Raw genomic sequence first — 18,941 nt, 5'->3', positions numbered from 1 at the left:
CCCCAGTCTAGGTGTGATCTTGGTCGTGGTGATCCCAGATGACCGGCAGGCTGTTGCGCTTGGGCAGGATAAGCAGCGGCGCGAAGTCAAGCGGGTAGCCCGGTTCGACCCTCAGGCCGGGCAGCCGCTCGTACAGCGTCCGGATGCCGATGGTGGCCTGGGCCCGTCCGAGCGGGGCGCCCGGGCAGGTGTGCGGGCCGCGGCCGAACGCCACGTGGTCCATCGGCCGGGGACGCCCGATGTCGAACCGCTGCGGGTCCTCGTAGTGGCTGGGGTCGTTGGATGCGCTGGCCAGCGCGAACCAGGCCATCTCGCCCTTGCGGACGGTGACCCCGCCGACCTTCACATCGCGTACCGCCGTTCGTGCCGCGAACGGGGCGGAGGGGCGGCGGCGAAGCGCCTCATCGGTGACGTTGCGCCAGAGCGCCGGGTTGCGGCGCGCCTCCTCCAGTTGGTCGGGGTTCTCGGACAGGAACATGACCATGTTGGTCATCAGCTGGGCGGTGGTGTCGTGTCCGGCGAAGGCGATCTCCGAGACGTGCAGGGCGACCCGTTCGGGCGAGAGGACAGGGTTGCCGTCCTCGTCCTCGGCGGTCGCCATGATGGAGATGATGTCGTCGCCCGGGTGAGCGGCGCGCTCGCGGGCGATCTCGCGGATGTACTCCTGGCCGTCGATGTAGTCTTGCCACACCCTGGACAGCTCGGGCTCCTGCAGCGGCACGTTCGCACTGGCCAGAACCCGGATGGACGCTTCGCCCATGGTCCAGATCAGGTCGGCGTCGGAGTCGGGCAGCCCGAGCAGCCCGAGCAGCGTGTGCATGGTGAGCGGGTTGCTGTAGGCGGCCATCAGATCGGTCCGCCCACTGGCGGGGAACGCGTCGATGAGTTCGTGCGCCTTGTGGGTGATGCGGTCCTCGAGCTTGAGGATCCGCGGCCGCAGGAACCCTTTCTGCACCGCCTTCTTGGGCCCGGTGTGCTCGGGCGGGTCCATGGCGGGCATCATCTGGTCAGGCAGCTCCGCCGAGAACCGGTCGGCGAACTTCTCGGGCACCTTGATGAAGCCCCGCGTCGCGGTGGCGAAGGCGTCCGGCTCGTTCAGATACCGGAGGACGTCCTCGCGGCGGGTGATGATCCAGGCGTGCACCGCCTCGGACCAGAAGACCGGAGTCTCCTCGCGTGCCCGCAGGAACATGCTGGACGGGTCGCGCAGCGCCGCCTCGCTGAGCGGGTCGAACTCCGGCGGCGCAGTGGGCAGTCTGGGCTGCTCGGTGGGGGTGGTGGTCATTGGATGCTCCTTCCACCGTCGACGTCCAGGCAGACGCCGGTGAGAAAGCGCGCCTCGGGGGAGGCGAGGAAACAGATCGTGTCGGCGACGTCGCGCGGCTCGGCGAGACGTCCCATCGGGATGCCCGCGACCATGGCCGCCCGCATCTCTTCGGGCAGCCGGTCCACGCCTTGCGCGCCCCGCACGAACCCGGTCTCGGCGACGACCGGATTCATCGCGTTGACCCGCACTTCGGGCGCCAGCTCGGCGGCCAGCCCGCGGGTCAGGGTGAGCACGGCGCCCTTGCTGGCGTTGTAGACGGTCATCCCGGGCCGGGGCCGCACCGCGCCGATGGAGGCGACGTTCACCACCGAGGCGCCCTGCCGTCCCCGCATCATCGGGACGGCATACTTGCAGCACAGGAACACTGAGCGGACGTTGACCGCCCACATGCGGTCGGCCTCCTCGACCGGCAGGTCCAGCATCGGCATCGAGCGATGCGGCACTCCGGCGTTGTTGACCAGCACGTCGATGCCGCCGAAGGCGTCGGCGGCGGCGGCCACCATCGTGCGTACGGAGCCGGCGTCCGACACGTCGGTGCGTACGGCCACCGCCCCGTCCAGCTGCTCGGCGACCCGCCGGGCGCCGCCGGCGTCGATGTCGGCGACGACGACCCGCCCCCCGGCGGAGGCGAAAGCGTGCGCGGTGGCCTCGCCGAACCCGCTGGCCGCACCGGTCACGACGACGACCTTGTCCGTGAAATAGGGCATCGAGGGTTCCTAGGCGGTGGCGGTCTCAGCGACGATCGCGCGGTACTGCTCGCGTCGCTCCTCGGCGAGTTCGCGCAAGGGACGGGGCGAGCGTCCGAGGACGCGCCGGACGTGGTCGGAGGTGATGGCGAAGCGTCCGCCGCGCGTCTCGCGCTCGAACGAGACCATGTCGTCGCTGCAGAAGATGTAGCCGTCGACGTTGAAGTCGTCCAGCGGCTCCCGCGGGATCCCCATGGCGTCGAAGTGGGCGTACAGCTCCTCGTCGGTCACCGGGACGAACTCGATCTGCTTGCCGGCGATCTCGGCGGCCAGTTCGGCGACCTCCCGCCATGCCCACAGCTCTTCGCCGGTCACCTCGTAGACCTGATTCTCGTGGCCCGGCCCGGTCAGCACCTCGACCGCGACCTCGACGCAGTCGTCCCGGCCGATGAAGCTGACGCGCCCGTCGCCGGTGGCGCTGACCCACGTCCCGGTGCGGAGCGCCTGCGACACGGCGATGTCCAGAAGGGACTCGGCGTAGAAGCCGTCGCGCAGGATCGTGTACGGCACCCCGCACGATCTCAGGATCTCCTCGGTGCCGTGGTGGTCCTTGTTGACCAAGGCGGTGTTGTCGGCGCTGGTGCCGAAGTAGGAGGTGTAGACGATCCGCTGCACTCCCGCGGCGACGGCCGCCTCGATGGCGGCTCGGTGCTGCGGGATGCGGTGGCCGACCTTCACACCGCTGATCAGCAGCATCACCTCGGCGCCGGCGACGGCCCGCTGCAGCGAGGTGGGGTCGTCGAAGTCGCCGTGCCGGACGGTCGCGCCCCGGTCCTGCATCTCCTTCAGCTTCTCGGGGGATCGCGACATCAGGATCAGGTCGGAGGCGGGCAGCCGGTCCAGGAGCAGCCGTGTCGTCGCCGCGCCGAAGTGGCCGGAGGCTCCCGTGATGATCGTGCGCATGGTTGTCTCCTCTTCTAGAGATCAAGGGGTTTGGTGGAGGGGGAACCCATGACAACGCCGCCGTCGACCTGGAGGGCCTGGCCGATCACGAATGAGGCGCGGTCGGAGGCCAGCCACAGCACCGCATCGGCGATCTCTTCTGCGCGTCCGAGACGGCCGATCGGATGTCCCTCGGTGAGGCGCTGCAGGAACGGCTGCGGCAGCTCCGCCAGGAATGGGGTATCGATGGCGCCGGGGCACACCGCGTTGATGCGGATGCCGCGTTCGCCGTAATCGCAGGCGGCGGCTCGGGTGAGTCCGACGACGCCGTGCTTGGCGGCGGTGTAGCCGGCCAGGTTCCAACCGCCGACCAGCCCGGACGCCGAAGCCGTGTTGACGATCGCGCCGCCCCGCTCCAGCATCACCGGGATCTCGGCCTTCATGCACAAGAACACCCCGGTCAGATTGACCGCGAGAGTGCGCTGCCAGTCCTCGAGCGGCATCTCGGCCATCGGGAGGTGCGCACCCTCGATCCCGGCGTTGTTGTGGGCGACGTCCAGACCGCCGAACCGCTCCACGACGGCACCGATCAGCGCGTTCACGGCATCCTCGTCGGCGACGTCGGCGGTGAACGGCTCGGCCGTCCCTCCGGCCTTGACGATCGCCTCGGCGGTCTCCTCGGCGACGGACCGGTCGATGTCGGCGACCGCGACCGAGGCGCCCTCGCGGCCGAACGCCTCGGCGCTGGCGCGCCCGATTCCCGAGCCCGCTCCCGTAACGAGTACGACCTTCCCGTCGAACTCTCCCATGGCGGTGGTCCTCCTTCTCAGTAGGTGACGATCACGCTCTTGAGGCGTGTGTACTCGTGGAGGGCCTGCAGCCCCTTCTCTCGTCCGAAGCCGCTGAGCCTGGTGCCGCCGAACGGCGTCTCGACGAGCGCGCTGCGCCACGCGTTGACGTAGACCTGGCCTGCTTCGAGTTGTTCGGCGACGCGTAGCGCGCGCGAGATGTCACGCGTCCACACGCCTGCCGCCAGGCCGTAGTCGGAGTCGTTGGCGAGGGCGATGGCCTCGTCCTCGGTGCGGAACGGCATCACGACCAGGACGGGACCGAAGATCTCCTCCCGGGCGATCCGCATGTCCGGGCGGACGCCGGTGTAGACGGTGGGCTCGACCCGGTGACCAGGAGGGTTGCAGTCCAGCGAGCGCCCCCCGGTGACGAGGGTGGCGCCCTCGGTCTCGGCGATGTCGAAGTAGGCGCGGACCTTCTCGGCCTGCGCCGGAGTCGTCAGCGGGCCGAGCGAGCCCGCCACCTTCCTGACCTTGACCGCGAGTGAGTCCACCACGTGGTCGTGCACGGACTCCTCAACCAGCAGGCGGGTGCCTGCGGAGCAGACCTGCCCGGTGTTGAGGGTGAACGCCGTCACCGAGCCGTCGACGGCCCGATCCATGTCGGCGTCGGCGAAGACCAGGTTGGCCGACTTGCCGCCGAGTTCCAGGGTGAGCGGGATGATCCGGTCGGCGGCGATGTGGCCGATCTCCCGTCCCGCCCGCACGGACCCGGTGAACGAGACCCGCCGCACCCCGGAATGCGAGACGAGCGCGCGTCCGGCCTCGGTGCCCGTCCCGGTCACCACGTTGAGTACGCCGTCCTCGAAGCCGACCTCGCCGGCCAGCGCCGCCAGCGCCAGGGTTGTGCACGAGGTGAACTCCGACGGCTTGGCCACGACCGTGTTGCCTGCCGCGAGCGCGGGGGCGACGGATCGCGAGCACTGGTTGAGAGGTGCGTTCCACGGTGTGATGACGCCGATGACGCCGTACGGTTCGCGGCGGGTGAACGCATGCGCGCCCGGGCCCACGTCCAGAGTGTGGCCGAGTTCGATGTTGACCAGGCCGCCGTAGAATTCGAAGTAGGCGGCGCTGCCCTCGATCTCCAACCGGGCCTGCCAGTCCGGCTTGCCGGTCTCGGCCGACTCCATCGCGGCGAACTCGGCTACCCGTTCGCGCAGCGCGGCGGCCAGCGCCGACAGCAGCCGCCCGCGTTCGACGGGCCGCCGCGCCCGCCAGCCGGGGGCGGTGGCTTCGGCCGCCGCGACGGCGGCCGCCACGTCGCGCTCGTCCCCGGCGGCGATCTGCGCGACCTCGCTGCCGTCGGCGGGGGCGATCGAGGTCAGGTGGCGCCCGCTCGCCGGCGGTGTGACGCGGCCACCGATCCAGTGGCCGTGCCGTCTCATGTCCGGTCCTCGCGGAGCCTGGCGCGCAGCGCGGCGGTGGCCTCGGCGTCCACGACCAGACCTTCCGGATCGTTCTCGGGATCGCCGCCGACGACCACGCCGTAGTCGCGGGCGGCACCCTCCACCGACACGTAGCCGTCCCGCACGTCGATCTTGACCATCTCCGGGTCGCGGTTCAGGGGATCGCCCCATCCGCCGCCGCCGTTGTTGCGGACACGCAGGATGGTGCCGGGGCCGGTGTGCCAGTACGCGGTGCGGAACGGGAAGACGTACTTCCCTCCGGAGGCGGGCGCGTTGGTCTGCGGGTCCAGCATCCCTGCAATGGGCCGGGCGTCGGCGTAGGCCTCCGGGCCGGTCGGCTTGAGCCCGGCGAAGGCCTCCATCGAGCCTTCCCACGTCCAGACGCCGCCGGTGCTGCCGTCGCGGCCGCCGCGCACCCCGAAGCCGGGTGCCTTCTTGTACCGCAGCGACATGAAGTTGTGCCGGGCAGGCAACCGCCACAGGGTGTCGCGGACCAGGGCCGCGCCGCCCCGGTACAGGCCGGGGCCGCCGCCGTCGGTCAGGATCTCATGCCGCAGCATCACCACCGGCGCCGCGCCCTCCACGGTCTCGGCGGCCACGGCGATGCCATTGGCCTGGTAGGCGAACATCTGGCTGTCGGCGTCGCCGTACCGGTTGGCGCCGTACGGGCCGACCTCGCCCCCGCACTCGGCGACCGACAGCCACGGCGTGCCGTCCGGCAGCATCCCCGAGGCGTTGTGGATGTCGGAGCAGCCGCTGTCGCCGCCCATCGCCGCCTCGCCGACCGCCGGTTCCAGGGCCCGCAGCATCGCCGACATGATCAGCTGGTTGATCTCGTAGTAGGCGAACACCGCGCCGTCGGGCGGCAGCGCGCTCACCACCGTGCCCTCGGGGATCACCAGGTCGATGGGACGGTTCATGCCGGAGGTGAACGGGCCGTCAGGGTCTAGCAGGTACTTCAGCGCCACGCCGACCGAGGTCTTGGCGTCCAGCGGTGTGGCGTTGACGCAGGTCCGCGCCTGCCGGGAGCTGCCGCCGAAGTCGACCTCCACACGGCCGCCCCGCTTGGTCACCCGAACGCTGACCAGGTACTCCTCCGAGTCGTCCACGCCGTCGCAGTCGAGCAGATCAGACCCCTCGTAGACGCCGTCCGGGAGGCCTGCCAAGGCCAGTCGCATTCGCTCGGCCGAGGTGTCGCACACGTACGTCATCGCCCCGTGCGAGGCCTCGACGCCGTAGCGGTCCATTGTCTCCAGCAGCAAGCGCTCACCGAGGCGCAGCCCGGCGCAGATGGTCTGCATGTCGGGCAGCAGCACCTCGCCGAACCGCACGTTGTCGAAAATCAGGCTCCAGGTCTCCGGCACCGGCTCGCCGGCCTCGTAGAGGGCGCGCGGCGACAGGACGAGGCCGTTCTCGTAGACGTTGTTCTTGACGACGCTGAATCCACCGGGCACGGTGCCGCCCATGTCGAGCTGGTGGGCCTTCATGCTGACGAACGCCGCGAGCCGTCCTCCGTGGAACACCGGCCGCACGAACAGCACGTCATTGACGTGCGTGCCCGTCCGGTACGGGTCGTTGGCGACGAGCACGTCGCCTGGTTTGAGCCGTGCCAGGCCGTACTCCTCGACCGTGACCCGCACCGAGTCGGTCATGGTCCCGGTGAACAGCACCAGGCTGTCGCTCATCGCCGGGGTCGGGTAGGCCAGTTCCGGCGGCCCGGTCACCACGGCGGCGAAGTCGTAGAAGTCCCGCAGGATGGGAGAGAACGCGGCGGTGAGCAGGCGGCGGCACATGTGCTCCACGATGTAGTGCAGCCGGTTGCTCAGCACGGTGGCGGTGAAGCGGTCGCAGTGGAAGCGCTCCTCGAACGCGGCCCCGTCCAGGTCCCGGATCAGCTGCTCGACGGTTGTGGCGGTCATTTCTTCGCCGCCAACTCGATGGAGATCTCGCCATAGGCGCCGACCCGGGCGACCTGCCCCGGGCACACCAGAGTGGTGGACAGGCTCTCCCGGATGATCGCCGGGCCGTGGACGAGCGCCCCCACGGGCAGCCGGTCGCGGGTGTACTCCGCGACGGTGAGCGCTTGGTCGGTGTAGTGGCGCAATTCGGTGGTGCGGTCCGGCGTCACACTCGTGTCGGTGGGGGTAGGCAGCGGGGTGTGCTCGAAGCGGTGACCGGGGACGGTGATCTGCACCCTGTAGGTGACGCCCTCGACCGGCATGCCAGGGAACCGGTTGCCGTAGCGCCGCTCGTAGGCGTCGTGGAAGTTGGCGATCATCGTCTCGACTGCGGCGGGGTCGATCGGGCCGTCGGGGACCTCGACGAACGGGGTCTCCCAGTGCTGGCCGATCAGCCGTGCGTCGAACGTGCGTCGCACCTTCATCCCGTCCTGCGGGCCGGTGATGCGTTCCCGCAGTGAACGCTCGATCTCCTCGAACACCGCCCCGATCGAGTCGGCCGCCGACGGCTCCAGCACCCGGTAGGCGCTGCGGCTGTCGTAGTAGGCCAGGTCGGTCGACAGCAGTCCCACGGCGGAGAACAGTCCAGGGTTGGGCGGGATGACGATCCGTTTGGCGCGCAGCAGGTCGAGGGTGGCCGGGAGCAGCATGCCGCCCGCCGCACCGAACGCCACGACGGTGAAGTCGCGCGGGTCGGTGCCGTGGCGGATCGCCACGTTCGCCATTTCCTCGGCGATGTTGGCCACAGCGATCCGGTACGCGTAGCGGATCCGCTCGTCCAGGCTCAGTGGCGTGTCCAGCGACTCGAACGCGCTCCGCGCCGGCTCCTCGTCCAGCCGCAGCTCTCCTCCGGCGATCCCAGACGGGTCGAGGATGCCCATCAGCAGGCACGCGTCGGTGACCGTCGGCAACTCGCCGCCACGCCCGTAGCACGCGGGACCGGGCACGGCACCCGCGCTGCCCGGGCCGACCCGCACGTCCCCGGACGGGGAGATCGACACGATACTGCCGCCGCCCGCGCCGACGCTGGAGATCTCCGTGGACAGCGCGTTGATGACCAGGTCATGCTCCACCTCGAAGGTGGTGTCGACGAACGGCTCTCCGCCGACCGCCATCGACACGTCCGTGGACGTGCCGCCCACGTCCACGCACAGCAGGTCCCGCTCGCCGATCGCCCGGCCCAGCTCGACCCCGGCGAACGTCCCGGCGGCGGGCCCGGCGAACACGATCCGGTGCGGCCGGTCCAGCGCCTGCCGCCAGGGCAGCAGGGTGGCGGCGCAGTCGGCGAAGTGCAGGTCGCCGTCGAACCCGAGGCCGCCCAGCTCCCCCGCCAACTCGTGCGCGTATCCGGTGAAGATCAGCTTCATGAACACGTCGACGACGGTGGTCGAAGCGCGGGCGTACTCGCGGGCCAGCGGCGAGGTCTCCGCGGAGATCGACACCGGGACGTCGCGTCCCAGCCCCTCGTGCACCAGCTCGCGCACCCGCCGCTCATGGGTGTCGTCAACGTAGGCGTTGAGCAGGCAGATCGCCACACCCTCGACGTCGCAGCGGGCCAGCACCCTCAGCTGGGCGCGCACCTGCTCCTCGTCCAGCGGGATCAGCACGGTGCCGTCGGCCAGCATCCGCTCGGTGATCCCGCGGCGCAGGTAGCGCGGTACCAGGGGGCGGGCCGCGTCGCCGAATGGGCGGCGCCAGCGCGGGTCGGTCAGCGCCCGCGGGGGTCGCCACACCCGACCGCGGTCCAGCACGTCGCGGTGACCATCGGTGGTCAGCAGCGCCACCTTGGGCAGCCGCCGGGTGATCACCGCGTTCAGCCCCATCGTGCTGGCGTGGCGGAACTCCCGGCTCCCGGCGACGCCGAGCCGTCGCGCGCCCTCGATCACCGAGCCCGCCGGACGGGCCGGGTCGCTCGGCACCTTGGTCACCTCGATCCGTCCATCGTGGACGGCGACAACGTCGGTGAACGTGCCACCGACATCCACACCCAACATGGCAGCCTCCTCAGGCCCGGGGCGAAGTGAAGGGAGAGAGAAAGAGCGAAGGATTCAGGAACGCGCGGCCACGGTGGGGCCGAGCGGGGCGTAGGCGCCGAACGGCGGGCCGGGACGGCGCTCGACCGAGGCCAGGCAGGCCCGGCATTTGCGCACCTCCCACCAGCCGCCCTCGCTCAGGACGCGGTACTCGGCCAGCTCGGCGGCCCCGCACTCCGGGCAGTCGCCGTCCACCGGCCGGGGCGTCACGTGCAGATGCGTGTTCTGGGGACGCGGAAACGAGTGCACCGGCCCCCCTATAGCGCGGCGGAGACGACGAAATCCGACAGCCGCTGGAAGCGCAGGATGTTCTCCGACTCCTCCATCGCCTTCGCGGTCAGGCATACGAAGGTGATGTCGCGGGCCGGGTCGACCCAGAACAGGGTGGAGCCGGCGCCGAAGTTGCCGAAGGTGCGGGGCGAGGTGAGCGTGCCGAGCTGGGAGACCTCCAGTCCGTCGCCCGACAGCGCGAAACCGAGTCCGAAGTTGCCGGGCGGCACATCCCAGCCGCGTGCCTGGGCAAGTAGCCGGTACAGGTCGTTGGGCGCCTCACCGGTCTGCAGCGCGGTGGCCTTGTCGATGACGGCGGGCGACAGGTAGCGGAGGCCGTCCAACTCGCCGCCGCGCCGCAGCATCTCGGCGAAGCGGAAGACATCCCCGGCGGTGGTCAGCCCTCCGACCCAGGGCATCTCCGATCCCTCGGCCGAGATCGCCTCCGAGACGCGCTGGAAGTCCTCGTTGGTGAGCCAGCCGTCTTCGGGCAGGTCGCACAGCAGCGGCACCACGCGGTCCGACAGGCCGGGGATCTCGCCGAGCGAGGAGCTGGTCATGCCCAGCGGCTCGAACAGCTCCGTGCGCAGCAGTTCGCGCAGCGACCGGTCGCCGCCGAACGCGCGGCGGGCCATCTCGGCCAGCAGGGCGTGGTTGACGGTCGGCGAGTAGTTGAGCGTGGTGCCCGGCTCGTTGACCACGTCCAGCTCGCAGATCGCGGCCAGCGTCCTGGAGAAGTCGTGAAGTTGGTCGTAGGACACGGGCTGCGGGGTCGGGGGCAGCCCGGCGCGGTGGGTCAACAGGTGAGCGACGTTGACGCGTCCCTTGCGGGAGCTGCGGAAACGGTCGCTGCCCCAAAATTCGGGGACCACGTCGACGACGCGAGTGGTCAGCGCGAGTCTGCCGTGGTCGATGGCCCGTAGTGCCAGCACGTTGACGAACGCCTTGGTCAGCGACAGGACCTTGAACACGTCGTCGGGGTGGGCGGCGCGTCCGGCCGCACGGTCGGTGTAGCCGAAGGCCGCGTCCACGGCGAGCTCGCCGTCCCGGGCGACCTTGATGACCGCGCCGTCGTAGACGCCGTTCTTGATGTCGGTCTCGATGGCCGCGGTGAGACGCTCAAGACCTGCCGGGTCGAATCCAGCCTGGCGTGGGGTGTGTGTCGGGGTGGACATGGCAAGGGCCTTCTTTCACATGTACGTGCCGCCGCTGGGAGAGATGGTCTGGCCGGTGTAGTAACCGCCGGTGTCGTCGGCGCAGAGGAACACGATCGTGCGGGCGATCTCCTCGGGCGCGGCCAGCCGGGGAATCTTCTGCAGGCCCAGCAGGAACTGGACGACCTCGTCCGGCTGCTGGTGCATGAGTGGGGTGTCCACCGCGCCGGGCGCGATGGCGTTGACCCGGATGCCGTAGGGGGCGAGTTCGACGGCGGCCGCGCGGGTGAGGCCTAGCACGCCCGCCTTGGAGGCCGGGTAGTACAGCGGCATGGCGGCGCCGATCAGCGCGGCCACGCTGGAGACATTGACCACGCTGCCGCCGCCGGTGCGCTTCATGATCGGGGCGGCCGCGCGCAGCGTGTAGAACTGGCTGAAGAGGTTGACCTCCAGGGTGCGGCGGAAGTCCTCGTCGCTGGTGTCTTCCAGGAAGTCGAAGCGAGGCGTCTCGCCCCGTTTCATCGCCTCCAGTCCCCGGACGTTGGCGTCCACCAGGGCCTGGTTGGCCTCGGGGGTGGGGGCGTTGATCCCGGCGGCGTTGACCAGTGCGTCCAGCCGCCCGTGGAACCGGTCGACCTGCGCGAACGCCTCGTTGACCGCCGCGCTGTCACTGACGTCCAGCGGAAACACCGTCACGCCCTCGACGCCACCGAGCGCCTCCTTCAGACGGGACTTGTCGAGATCGGCGGCGGCGACCAGCATGCCCTCCTCGCGCAGCAGGAGCGCCGTGGCCTGCCCGATCCCGGAGGCCGCGCCCGTCACGAACGCGACCCTGCCTTCTAACTTCATCTCGGCCCCCTTCCAGGCTTTGTGGCACGGATCACATGAAACACCGTCACTAGACTCTCGTCTAGTGACTAGACGAAGATCTATTGAATTGATCGATGGAACAGGCGGATCAGCCGAGAGGGCTGCGGGGCAGCAGCCGATTAGCGATGATCGTCCGCTGGATCTCGCTGGTGCCCTCGAAGATCGTGGTGAGCCGGGCGTCCCGCCAGTAGCGCTCGACCCGGCGCTCGGTGGTGTAGCCGTTGCCACCGTGCAGCTGGATGCCCTGCCCGGTGACCTCTGCGGCCATCTCGGTGGCGGTCAGCTTGGTCATGGCCGCCTCCCGCTCGCACGGCAGCCCAGCGTCGATCATGTGGGCCACCTGCTGGTAGTGGGCGCGGGCCTGCTCGACGCGTGCCGCCATCTCGGCGACGGTGAACCGCAGGTACTGGAAGTCGCCGATGGGGCGCCCGAACTGCTCGCGTTCCTGCAGGTAGGCAAGGCAGTCCTCGACCGCGCCCCGGGCCAGCCCGACCGCTCGCGCGGCCGTCTGCACCCGCGCCGTGTTCAGCTCGGCCTCGACCGCCTTGAAGCCCGCCGTGGAACCGTCGTCGGCCGGCACCAGCGGTCCCTTGTCGCCCGCGGCCTTGTTATAGACGCGGTTGCCCACGGGGACGCGCACCCCGTCCAAGGTCAGGTCCCAGGTGACGAAGCCGTGGTAGCCGATCTTGTCTATGGGGGTGCCGGTCAGGCCGGGCGGGAACGAGCCGCGTTCCTTCTCCACCAGGATCGACCCCAGCCCGGCGGCGCGCGGCTGCCCGGGTTCGGGGTCGGCCAGGCGGCAGAACACCTGGATGAAGTCGGCGGCCAGAGCGTTGCCGCACCAGCGTTTGCGGCCGGTGATGACGTACTCGTCCCCGTCCCGGACGGCCCGGGTACGGACCGCGGCCAGGTCGGACCCCACGTCCGGCTCCGACAGGGCCGCCGCGCCGATCCACTCGCCGCGCGCGCTGCGCTCGATCAACTCGCACCGCCGCTCGGGATCGGCCACGTTGACGCCCATCGCGCCCTGGGCCCGGGCGATGATGCTGGCCACGCTCATCCACGCGCGAGACAGCTCCTCGGAGATCATGCAGTACTCGAAGACGCCCAGGCCCATGCCGCCCAGTTCTGCGGGCACGGTGATGCCGAAGTAGCCCCGCTCGGCCATGGCGTCGAGCAGTGACCGCGGGATCTCCTTCTTCTGCGGGTCGAGCTCGTCGGCCACCGGCATGACCTCGTCGGCGGCGAAGCGGCGCGCCTCCCGCTGGACGGCCTCCCGCTCCGCCGTGTGGTACGGCGGCGGGACGACGGGCACCGGTGGTTGGCGGAAGCCGCGTTCGGCCATGTGTCTGCATCCTTTCTGGCCACGGAGATCAGCCGCCGATGAGCTCGGCCTTGTCGAGGACGTTGCGCAATAGCCTCATCGAGGCGGCGTCGACCATCTCGCCGTCCACCGTGATGGCGCCCTGCCCCTCCTGCTCCGCCCGCTCGTACGCCATGGCGACACGGCGAGCCCACGCGACGCTCTCGGGGTTGGGGGAGAACACCTCGTTGGCGGGCTCGATCTGGCTCGGATGGATCGCCCACTTGCCGTGGTAGCCGAGGGCGGCCGCCCACCGCGCCTCGGTCCGGTAGCCGTCGAGGTCGGTGACGCCGGGGAACGGGCCGTCGATCGCGTCGATCCGCGCGGCGCGCGCCGCCACGATGATCTTGCTGCGGGCGTAGTGCCAGATGTCACCCGGATAGTGGCCACCGCCCAGCGACGCGTCGGGCACCCCCTGCGAGCCGGCCAAGTCCCCGGGGCCGAAGATCAGCGCCTCCAGGCGAGGACTGGCGGCGGCGATCTCCTCTGCGTTGACCAGGCCCTCGACCTCCTCGATCAGGACTTCAAGCCCGATCCGCCCGGTCAGCCCCAGCCGCTCCTCCAACTGGGTGAGCAGGACGTCCACCCACCACACGTCGCGGGCACTGCGGGCCTTGGGCAGGATGATGAGGTGCAGCGCGTCGCGGGCCCCCTCGACGACCTGAATGACGTCCTGGTGGGCGTGCGGGCTCTGCAAGTCGTTGATCCGCACAGCGCGGGTGCGGGGCTTCCAGTCCAGGTTGGTCAGCGCGTGCACGACCTTCGACCGCGCCGCGGCCTTCTCTCGCGGGGCGACCGAGTCCTCCAGGTCGAGGAAGACCAGATCGGCGTCACTGCGGGCGGCCTTCGCCAGCATCTTCTCGCTGCTGCCGGGAGTGGACAGTTCGCTGCGTCGCAGGCGGCGCAATGCGGTCTCCGTTTCTTCTCGGTGGGGTCAGCGAACGACGCGCGCGGAACGCAGCCGTTCGATGTGGGCGGGGTCGAAGCCGCGCTCGCGGAGAATCTCCTCGGTCTGCTCGCCGAGCAGCGGGGCCCGGCGGAAGGTCTGCTCGGGCGCGCCGGTCACCTTGATCGGCTGCCCCGCCACCGTCACCGGCGTCGCCGAGCCAGGCTGTTCCACCTCGAGGAGCATCCGCCGGACCGCCAGGTGCGGGTCGGTGAACAGCGCGTCGACGGTGTTGACCGGGCCGCAGGGGACGGTGTCCGCAAGGGTCTCGGTGATCTGCGCCCGGGTGCGCGCGGCGGTCCATTCCTCGATGACCGCACGGACCCGCTCGCGGCCCGCCACCCGGGCGGCGTTGGTGGCGAGTGCCGGGTCGGCGGCCAGCTCGGGCCTGCCCATCACCTCGGCGAGCCGGGCCCACTGCCGGTCCAGCGGGGCGGCGATCGCCACCCAGCCGTCCCCGGCCCTGTAGACACCGAACGGGGCCAGCAACGGATGGTCGTTGCCCTCGCGGGCGGGCACCGCTCCGACGAAGGAGTGCTGATGGACGACCCGTTCGCACAGCGAGACCATCGCGTCATACATCGCCACGTCAACGAACCGGCCGACCCCCGTGGCCTGTGCGTCGGCGACGGCGGCCATCACCCCGAACGCGGTGAGCACGGCCGGAAAGATGTCGCCGATTCCGGGCCCGATCTTGGTGGGCTCACCGTCCGGGCGGCCGGTGATCGCCATGATCCCGCTCATCGCCTGGGCGACGATGTCGAAGGCGGACCGGTCGGCGTACGGGCTACGCCCGGTGCGGGGGTCGCCGAAGCCGCGGATCGCCCCGTACACCAGGCGCGGGTTCTCCGCACACAGCTTCTCGTACGGCAGGCCGATCTCCTCCATCACGTGCGGACGGAAGTTCTCGATCAGCACGTCGGCCTCGCGCGCCAGCCGCCGCACCACGTCCACACCCTCGGCGTTGGACAGGTCCACCGCGATGCTGCGCTTGTTGCGGTTGACGCTGGCGAAGTAGCCGCCGAACGCGAGCAGCTCGTCGTCGGCGCGGTACGGCCCCTGGGTGCGGGACACGTCACCGTGCAGCGGCTCGACCTTGATGACGTCCGCGCCCAGGTCGGCGAACAACATCGTGCAGTACGGCCCGGCCAGCGCCCGCGTCAGGTCGATGACGTGCAGCCCTTCCAACGGGGCTCTCACTGTGGCCGCCGGCGGACGAGCACGGTTCGGTCGGCCTCGAAGACGATCTCGTCCTTCTGGTTGACGCCCCAGTGCCGCAGGCCGACCACTCCGGCGCGGTCTGCCGGGACGTCAGTGGAGAACACCTCGGTGGAGAGCACCTCGGTGAACGCGTACAGGGTGTCGCCGTGGAAGACCGGCGCGCGGAACCGCATCCGGTCCAGCCTCAGTTCACGAATGGCGTGCTCGGCGGTGTCCTGCATGGTCAGGCCGATCACCAGTGCGGCTGTGACGCCGCCGAACACGATCCGCCGCCCGAACTCGCTGCGCGCCATGGTCGCCTCGTCGAAGTGCCCGGAGGCAGTGTTCATCACCAGGTTGCACAGCAGCACGCCCTCCATCTCGGTGAGCGTCTTGCCGCGGGCGTGCTCGATCAGCTCGCCGACGGCGAAGTTCTCGAAGTACCGTCCGGCGCGCACGTCGGCCCCGGTCATCGCGCCTCCCGTGACTTGACCAGGTTGGTGCGCCGGAAGTCGACCACTGTCTCGTCCCCGACCCGGCCCTTGGTGTGCCAGGTCACCACGCCTGTGTGCGGCCTGCTGCCTGACCGGCGCACCGACAGGACCTCGCTCGCCGCCGTCAGCGTCTCCCCGACGAGCACGGGACGGTGGAAGGTGAGCGCGTCGACACCCAGGAACGCGCCGCCCGCCTCGCTCAGGTCCTCCACCGATAACCCGATGGTCGTCAGCAGCACGAGCATGGGGTTGACCACGGTGTCGCGGTGACCGTCGGCCAGTGCCCGCTCGCGGTTGAAGTAGACCGGGTTGTACGACAGCGTCAGCGTGGACAGAAGGGTGTTATCGGCCTCCGTCAGCGTGCGCCCCCAGTGGTGCTCGAAGCGGCGGCCGACGGTGAAGTCCTCGAAGTGGTAGACCCGCTCCGTCCGGCGCGCCCGTTCGCGCAGCGTGGCGACGTTCACAGGATCTCCTTTGTGAGGGTGCGGATGTCGTCGACGGCCTCCAGGCGGCCGATCAGGTCGGCCAGGGTCTCGGCGGCGTCCGCGCCGAGAATCGGGGCGACCAGACCGCGGAACTTGCGCGCCAGCCGTTCGTCCTGCTCGGCGGGATCGGTGCTCCATCCAGGCGCCCCGGCGTCCACCTCGGCGGCGACCGTCGGGCCGTCGCGCAGACGCGCGGTGACGGCCGCACCCAGGGGAGGCAGGGCGTCGTCGGCGACCACGGTCACCCGTTCGGCCACGGCGGCAATTTGCGGGTCGCGCACTGCGGCGTCGGTGAACCGGCTCTCGTCGGCGGAGCCCTCCACCAGCGCAAGCGCGGCGGTGAACGTCAGGCTGAACTTGCCCTCCAGCCCGGTGGACGGACGCGGGACAGCGCATACTCCAAACTGCGGCGACGGCACCCGCACCTCGATCTCCTCCACGTTCTCCGCCGTGACGGTTTCCTGCTCGCGGAACCGGAGGACCGCCTCTATCGAGGCGTGCGTGCCGTAACAGGAGGCGTGCGCCTTGAAGAGAACCCGCAGAATGTGCCAGGGGGCGCCGAAGGGGCGGCGTATCGCGTCGGGATCGGTGTCTTCCGCAAGAGTCGTCGCGAAACCCTGCGGGCAGAACAGCGCGTCATCGGGTCCGGTGAAACCCCGGGCGGCCCACCGAGCGGCCAGAAACCCCGAGGACGCGGAGCGGCCGACCTGCAACGGCTTGCCCATTGTGCCGAACATCGCCCTCAGGCCGGCCGCGGACAGCGCTGCGGCACCGAGGGCATGCGCGGTCTTCGCCGCGTCCAGCCCCAGCAGCCGCGCGACGCCCGCCGCCGCGCCGAGCGTGCCGATCGTCGCGGTCGTGTGGAACCCCCGGCGGTAGTGATCGGACCCGACTGCCTTGCCGATCCTGCACTGTGCCTCGAATCCCGCGACGAACGCGGTGAGCACGTCGCGCCCGGACGCGCCCGACTCCTCCGCGGCGGCGAGTACCGCGGGCAGCAGTGGCGCGGACGGATGCCCGCCCATGGCGTCCATCTGTAGGTCGTCGTAGTCGAGTGCGTGCGCCGCGGTGGCGTTGACCAGGGCGGCCGCCGCGCCACTCGCCGTCCCGTCCGTGCCGAGGATCATGCACCTGCCCACGCCGTATTCATCGAGCGCCACGTCCCTGACCACCGCCGTGACCGGCTCGGCGGCACCGGCGATCGCCACGCCCAGCGTGTCGAGCACGCACTGCCTGGCCAGCGTCACCACCGGCCCCGGCAGGTCGCCATACGCCAGCCGAGCGACCGAGGCGGCCAGGGCGTCGGTGGGCGAGGTGTTCACACGGGCTCCTCTGCTGTACCGTAATTCGGAACACTGTTCTGTAATGCAGTCCAATGCGCTGAGACTATGAGCCGCGAGGCGCGGCCGGGCAACAGCCTTTTCAACCAGCGGAAAAGGAGGGCCGGATGCAGAGTGTGGTGCGGAGCCTGCGGGTGCTCGAGGAGATCGCCATCCGCCAGCCGGTCGGGGTCGGCGAGCTGGCCCGCGCCCTCGCCTTACCCAAGACCAGCGTTCAGCGCTGCCTGGCCGCACTGGCGGAGGCGGGCTGGATCAGGCCCGCCGGCACCGAGTTCACTCGGTGGACGCTGACCTCGCGGGCGCTGGCCGTGGGCCGCAAGGCCTCCGCCGAGACGAGCCTGCGGGAGGCGGCGCTCGGCCCCATGCACGCGCTGCGCGAGGCCACCGGCGAGACCATCCACCTCGCGGTGCCCAACGGGCCCGACACCAACGTGCTCATCGAGCGCGTGGACTCCGTCCAGGCCGTCCGCACCTTCACGGCCCTGGGAACGGTCTCGAAACTGCACCTCACCTCGTCGGGACGGGCGATCCTGGCGCACCTTGACGAGGAGGAGATCGACAAATTCATCGCCCTGGGGCTACCCGCCGTCACCGAGGAGACCATCACCGATCCGGACGCGCTCAGACAGGAACTGCGGCTTACGCAGGCCCGCGGGTACGCCCTCAACATTCGCCAGAGCAACCCGCAGGTGTGCGCGATCGGAGCCGCTGTACTCGACGCGGACGGCCGTCCCGTCGCCGGGTTGGCACTGTCCGTCCCGAGCGTGCGGTTCGACGAAGCGAGGGTCCCCGAATGGGGCGACCTGATCCGCACAGCCGCGGAGCAGATCCGAGAGAACTTGGGACACCTCTGAATTCGGCAGAATATTGGCGTGCCGGGATCTCGGTCGTCCGCCACCCGACCATGGCGGCTTCGACTCGGTGGGCGCCCGGCTGGTGGATGTGGTGGAGGGCCCGCTCCTCCTCTGGCCGGTCGGGTAACTTCCGGACACGAACGGAGCGTTAGGCAGAATTCCACTCGGCGGCTTCGTGCTGCGCAATTGCACGGCCTGCTCCATCGGCCGGGGGCAACCCGTGTATGAGCGGCACCCTGGCGAAGCCGCCTGTTGCTGGCGCGGGTCTGTGCGGCGCTCGACGATCAATTGGGTCCTGCATGCGGTGTTGTTGTCGTACACCCATATGCATGAGTTGGTTCTGCGGTATAGGGGCGTCGTGGCGGGCTGCTGGTGGGGCGAGCCTGGTGGCACGCCGCCTGGCCGAGGCTCTCCCCGCCCCGGGGTGACCCACACACCTTCACCGGTCCACGCGCCGCGCGCAGGGCCGACTTCCCAGTTCTGAGGCTGTGACCAGCGCGTTTGCTAGCTTGAAGTATGAGGATCGACGACCAGGACGATGCGCGGGTCCTCGACGTGGCCACCGAACTGTTCGCCGGGCTTGGTTACGAGGGCACCTCGATGGCGATGATCGCCGACTCGGCCGGGATCACCTTGGCCGACCTGACCGCCAAGGTAGACACCAAGGCCGAGTTGTATGCAGCGGTCGTAGTGCGTGCCCGGCAGGTGGTACTGGATCGACTGGCGAGGATTTCGACCGTCTTCAGACCGACCAGGCAGGGACTC

General features: G+C 70.2%; 18 protein-coding genes. 2 read left to right on the top strand and 16 right to left on the bottom strand.

Going from position 1 to position 18,941, the window contains the following annotated elements; translation table 11 throughout:
- Nucleotides 1-7: 7 nt before the first annotated feature.
- The 16 genes from ACGWYJ_RS13120 to ACGWYJ_RS13045 form a co-directional block, all read right to left on the bottom strand.
- Nucleotides 8-1,285: a cytochrome P450 gene (locus tag ACGWYJ_RS13120; protein WP_395106188.1), complete on the bottom strand. Its 1,278-nt coding sequence runs from the start codon at nucleotides 1,283-1,285 to the stop codon at nucleotides 8-10.
- The gene (locus tag ACGWYJ_RS13115) at nucleotides 1,282-2,034 is read right to left on the bottom strand and encodes an SDR family oxidoreductase (protein WP_395106187.1); all 753 of its coding nucleotides are present in this window, start codon (nucleotides 2,032-2,034) and stop codon (nucleotides 1,282-1,284) included. Before ACGWYJ_RS13115 ends, ACGWYJ_RS13120 begins: the two co-directional genes overlap by 4 nt.
- A 9-nt stretch (nucleotides 2,035-2,043) precedes the next feature.
- Nucleotides 2,044-2,976 carry an SDR family oxidoreductase gene (locus tag ACGWYJ_RS13110; RefSeq protein ID WP_395106186.1) on the bottom strand — a complete coding sequence of 311 codons (933 nt, stop codon included), beginning with the start codon at nucleotides 2,974-2,976 and terminating at the stop codon, nucleotides 2,044-2,046.
- 14 nt (nucleotides 2,977-2,990) lie between these two features.
- A complete protein-coding gene (locus tag ACGWYJ_RS13105; protein ID WP_395106185.1) occupies nucleotides 2,991-3,764 on the bottom strand; it encodes an SDR family NAD(P)-dependent oxidoreductase in 774 nt (257 codons plus the stop codon).
- Nucleotides 3,765-3,781: 17 nt separating this feature from the next.
- Entirely contained in the window at nucleotides 3,782-5,188 is a 1,407-nt protein-coding gene (locus ACGWYJ_RS13100; RefSeq protein WP_395106184.1) for an aldehyde dehydrogenase family protein, read from the bottom strand.
- Nucleotides 5,185-7,128, bottom strand: coding sequence for a hydantoinase B/oxoprolinase family protein (locus tag ACGWYJ_RS13095; RefSeq protein WP_395106183.1), 1,944 nt, complete (start codon nucleotides 7,126-7,128; stop codon nucleotides 5,185-5,187). Before ACGWYJ_RS13095 ends, ACGWYJ_RS13100 begins: the two co-directional genes overlap by 4 nt.
- Nucleotides 7,125-9,161: a hydantoinase/oxoprolinase family protein gene (locus ACGWYJ_RS13090; RefSeq protein WP_395106182.1), complete on the bottom strand. Its 2,037-nt coding sequence runs from the start codon at nucleotides 9,159-9,161 to the stop codon at nucleotides 7,125-7,127. The genes ACGWYJ_RS13095 and ACGWYJ_RS13090 overlap by 4 nt, the downstream gene beginning before the upstream one ends.
- A 54-nt stretch (nucleotides 9,162-9,215) precedes the next feature.
- Nucleotides 9,216-9,449, bottom strand: a complete 234-nt coding sequence (locus ACGWYJ_RS13085; RefSeq protein ID WP_395106181.1) for a hypothetical protein — start codon at nucleotides 9,447-9,449, stop codon at nucleotides 9,216-9,218.
- An 8-nt stretch (nucleotides 9,450-9,457) separates the two neighbouring features.
- Nucleotides 9,458-10,645, bottom strand: coding sequence for a serine hydrolase domain-containing protein (locus tag ACGWYJ_RS13080; protein ID WP_395106180.1), 1,188 nt, complete (start codon nucleotides 10,643-10,645; stop codon nucleotides 9,458-9,460).
- A 15-nt stretch (nucleotides 10,646-10,660) separates the two neighbouring features.
- Complete coding sequence (locus ACGWYJ_RS13075) at nucleotides 10,661-11,473, bottom strand: SDR family NAD(P)-dependent oxidoreductase (RefSeq protein WP_395106179.1); 813 nt, start codon at nucleotides 11,471-11,473, stop codon at nucleotides 10,661-10,663.
- Nucleotides 11,474-11,582: 109 nt separating this feature from the next.
- Complete coding sequence (locus ACGWYJ_RS13070; RefSeq protein WP_395106178.1) at nucleotides 11,583-12,839, bottom strand: acyl-CoA dehydrogenase family protein; 1,257 nt, start codon at nucleotides 12,837-12,839, stop codon at nucleotides 11,583-11,585.
- A gap of 28 nt (nucleotides 12,840-12,867) precedes the next feature.
- Complete coding sequence (locus ACGWYJ_RS13065) at nucleotides 12,868-13,764, bottom strand: HpcH/HpaI aldolase/citrate lyase family protein (RefSeq protein WP_395106177.1); 897 nt, start codon at nucleotides 13,762-13,764, stop codon at nucleotides 12,868-12,870.
- A gap of 27 nt (nucleotides 13,765-13,791) precedes the next feature.
- Nucleotides 13,792-14,991: a CaiB/BaiF CoA transferase family protein gene (locus ACGWYJ_RS13060; protein ID WP_395106176.1), complete on the bottom strand. Its 1,200-nt coding sequence runs from the start codon at nucleotides 14,989-14,991 to the stop codon at nucleotides 13,792-13,794.
- Nucleotides 14,992-14,999: 8 nt separating this feature from the next.
- On the bottom strand, nucleotides 15,000-15,476 hold the full coding sequence (locus ACGWYJ_RS13055) for a MaoC family dehydratase (protein ID WP_395106175.1): 477 nt from the start codon (nucleotides 15,474-15,476) through the stop codon (nucleotides 15,000-15,002).
- Nucleotides 15,473-15,961, bottom strand: a complete 489-nt coding sequence (locus tag ACGWYJ_RS13050; protein ID WP_395106174.1) for a MaoC family dehydratase — start codon at nucleotides 15,959-15,961, stop codon at nucleotides 15,473-15,475. Before ACGWYJ_RS13050 ends, ACGWYJ_RS13055 begins: the two co-directional genes overlap by 4 nt.
- Nucleotides 15,958-17,304 (bottom strand): MmgE/PrpD family protein, encoded by a 1,347-nt coding sequence (locus tag ACGWYJ_RS13045; RefSeq protein WP_395106173.1) that lies wholly within the window; start codon nucleotides 17,302-17,304, stop codon nucleotides 15,958-15,960. The genes ACGWYJ_RS13050 and ACGWYJ_RS13045 overlap by 4 nt, the downstream gene beginning before the upstream one ends.
- 125 nt (nucleotides 17,305-17,429) lie before the next feature.
- Between ACGWYJ_RS13045 and ACGWYJ_RS13040 the strand changes: the two genes are divergently transcribed.
- Nucleotides 17,430-18,176 carry an IclR family transcriptional regulator gene (locus ACGWYJ_RS13040; protein ID WP_395106172.1) on the top strand — a complete coding sequence of 249 codons (747 nt, stop codon included), beginning with the start codon at nucleotides 17,430-17,432 and terminating at the stop codon, nucleotides 18,174-18,176.
- A gap of 516 nt (nucleotides 18,177-18,692) precedes the next feature.
- Nucleotides 18,693-18,941, top strand: a 249-nt coding sequence (locus tag ACGWYJ_RS13035) for a TetR family transcriptional regulator (RefSeq protein WP_395106171.1), incomplete at its 3' end; no start/stop codon positions are given.

The sequence above is a fragment of the Actinomadura sp. SCN-SB genome (genome assembly GCF_043906805.1).
GTDB lineage: Bacteria > Actinomycetota > Actinomycetes > Streptosporangiales > Streptosporangiaceae > Spirillospora.
This window is presented reverse-complemented; position numbering and strand designations above follow the sequence as displayed.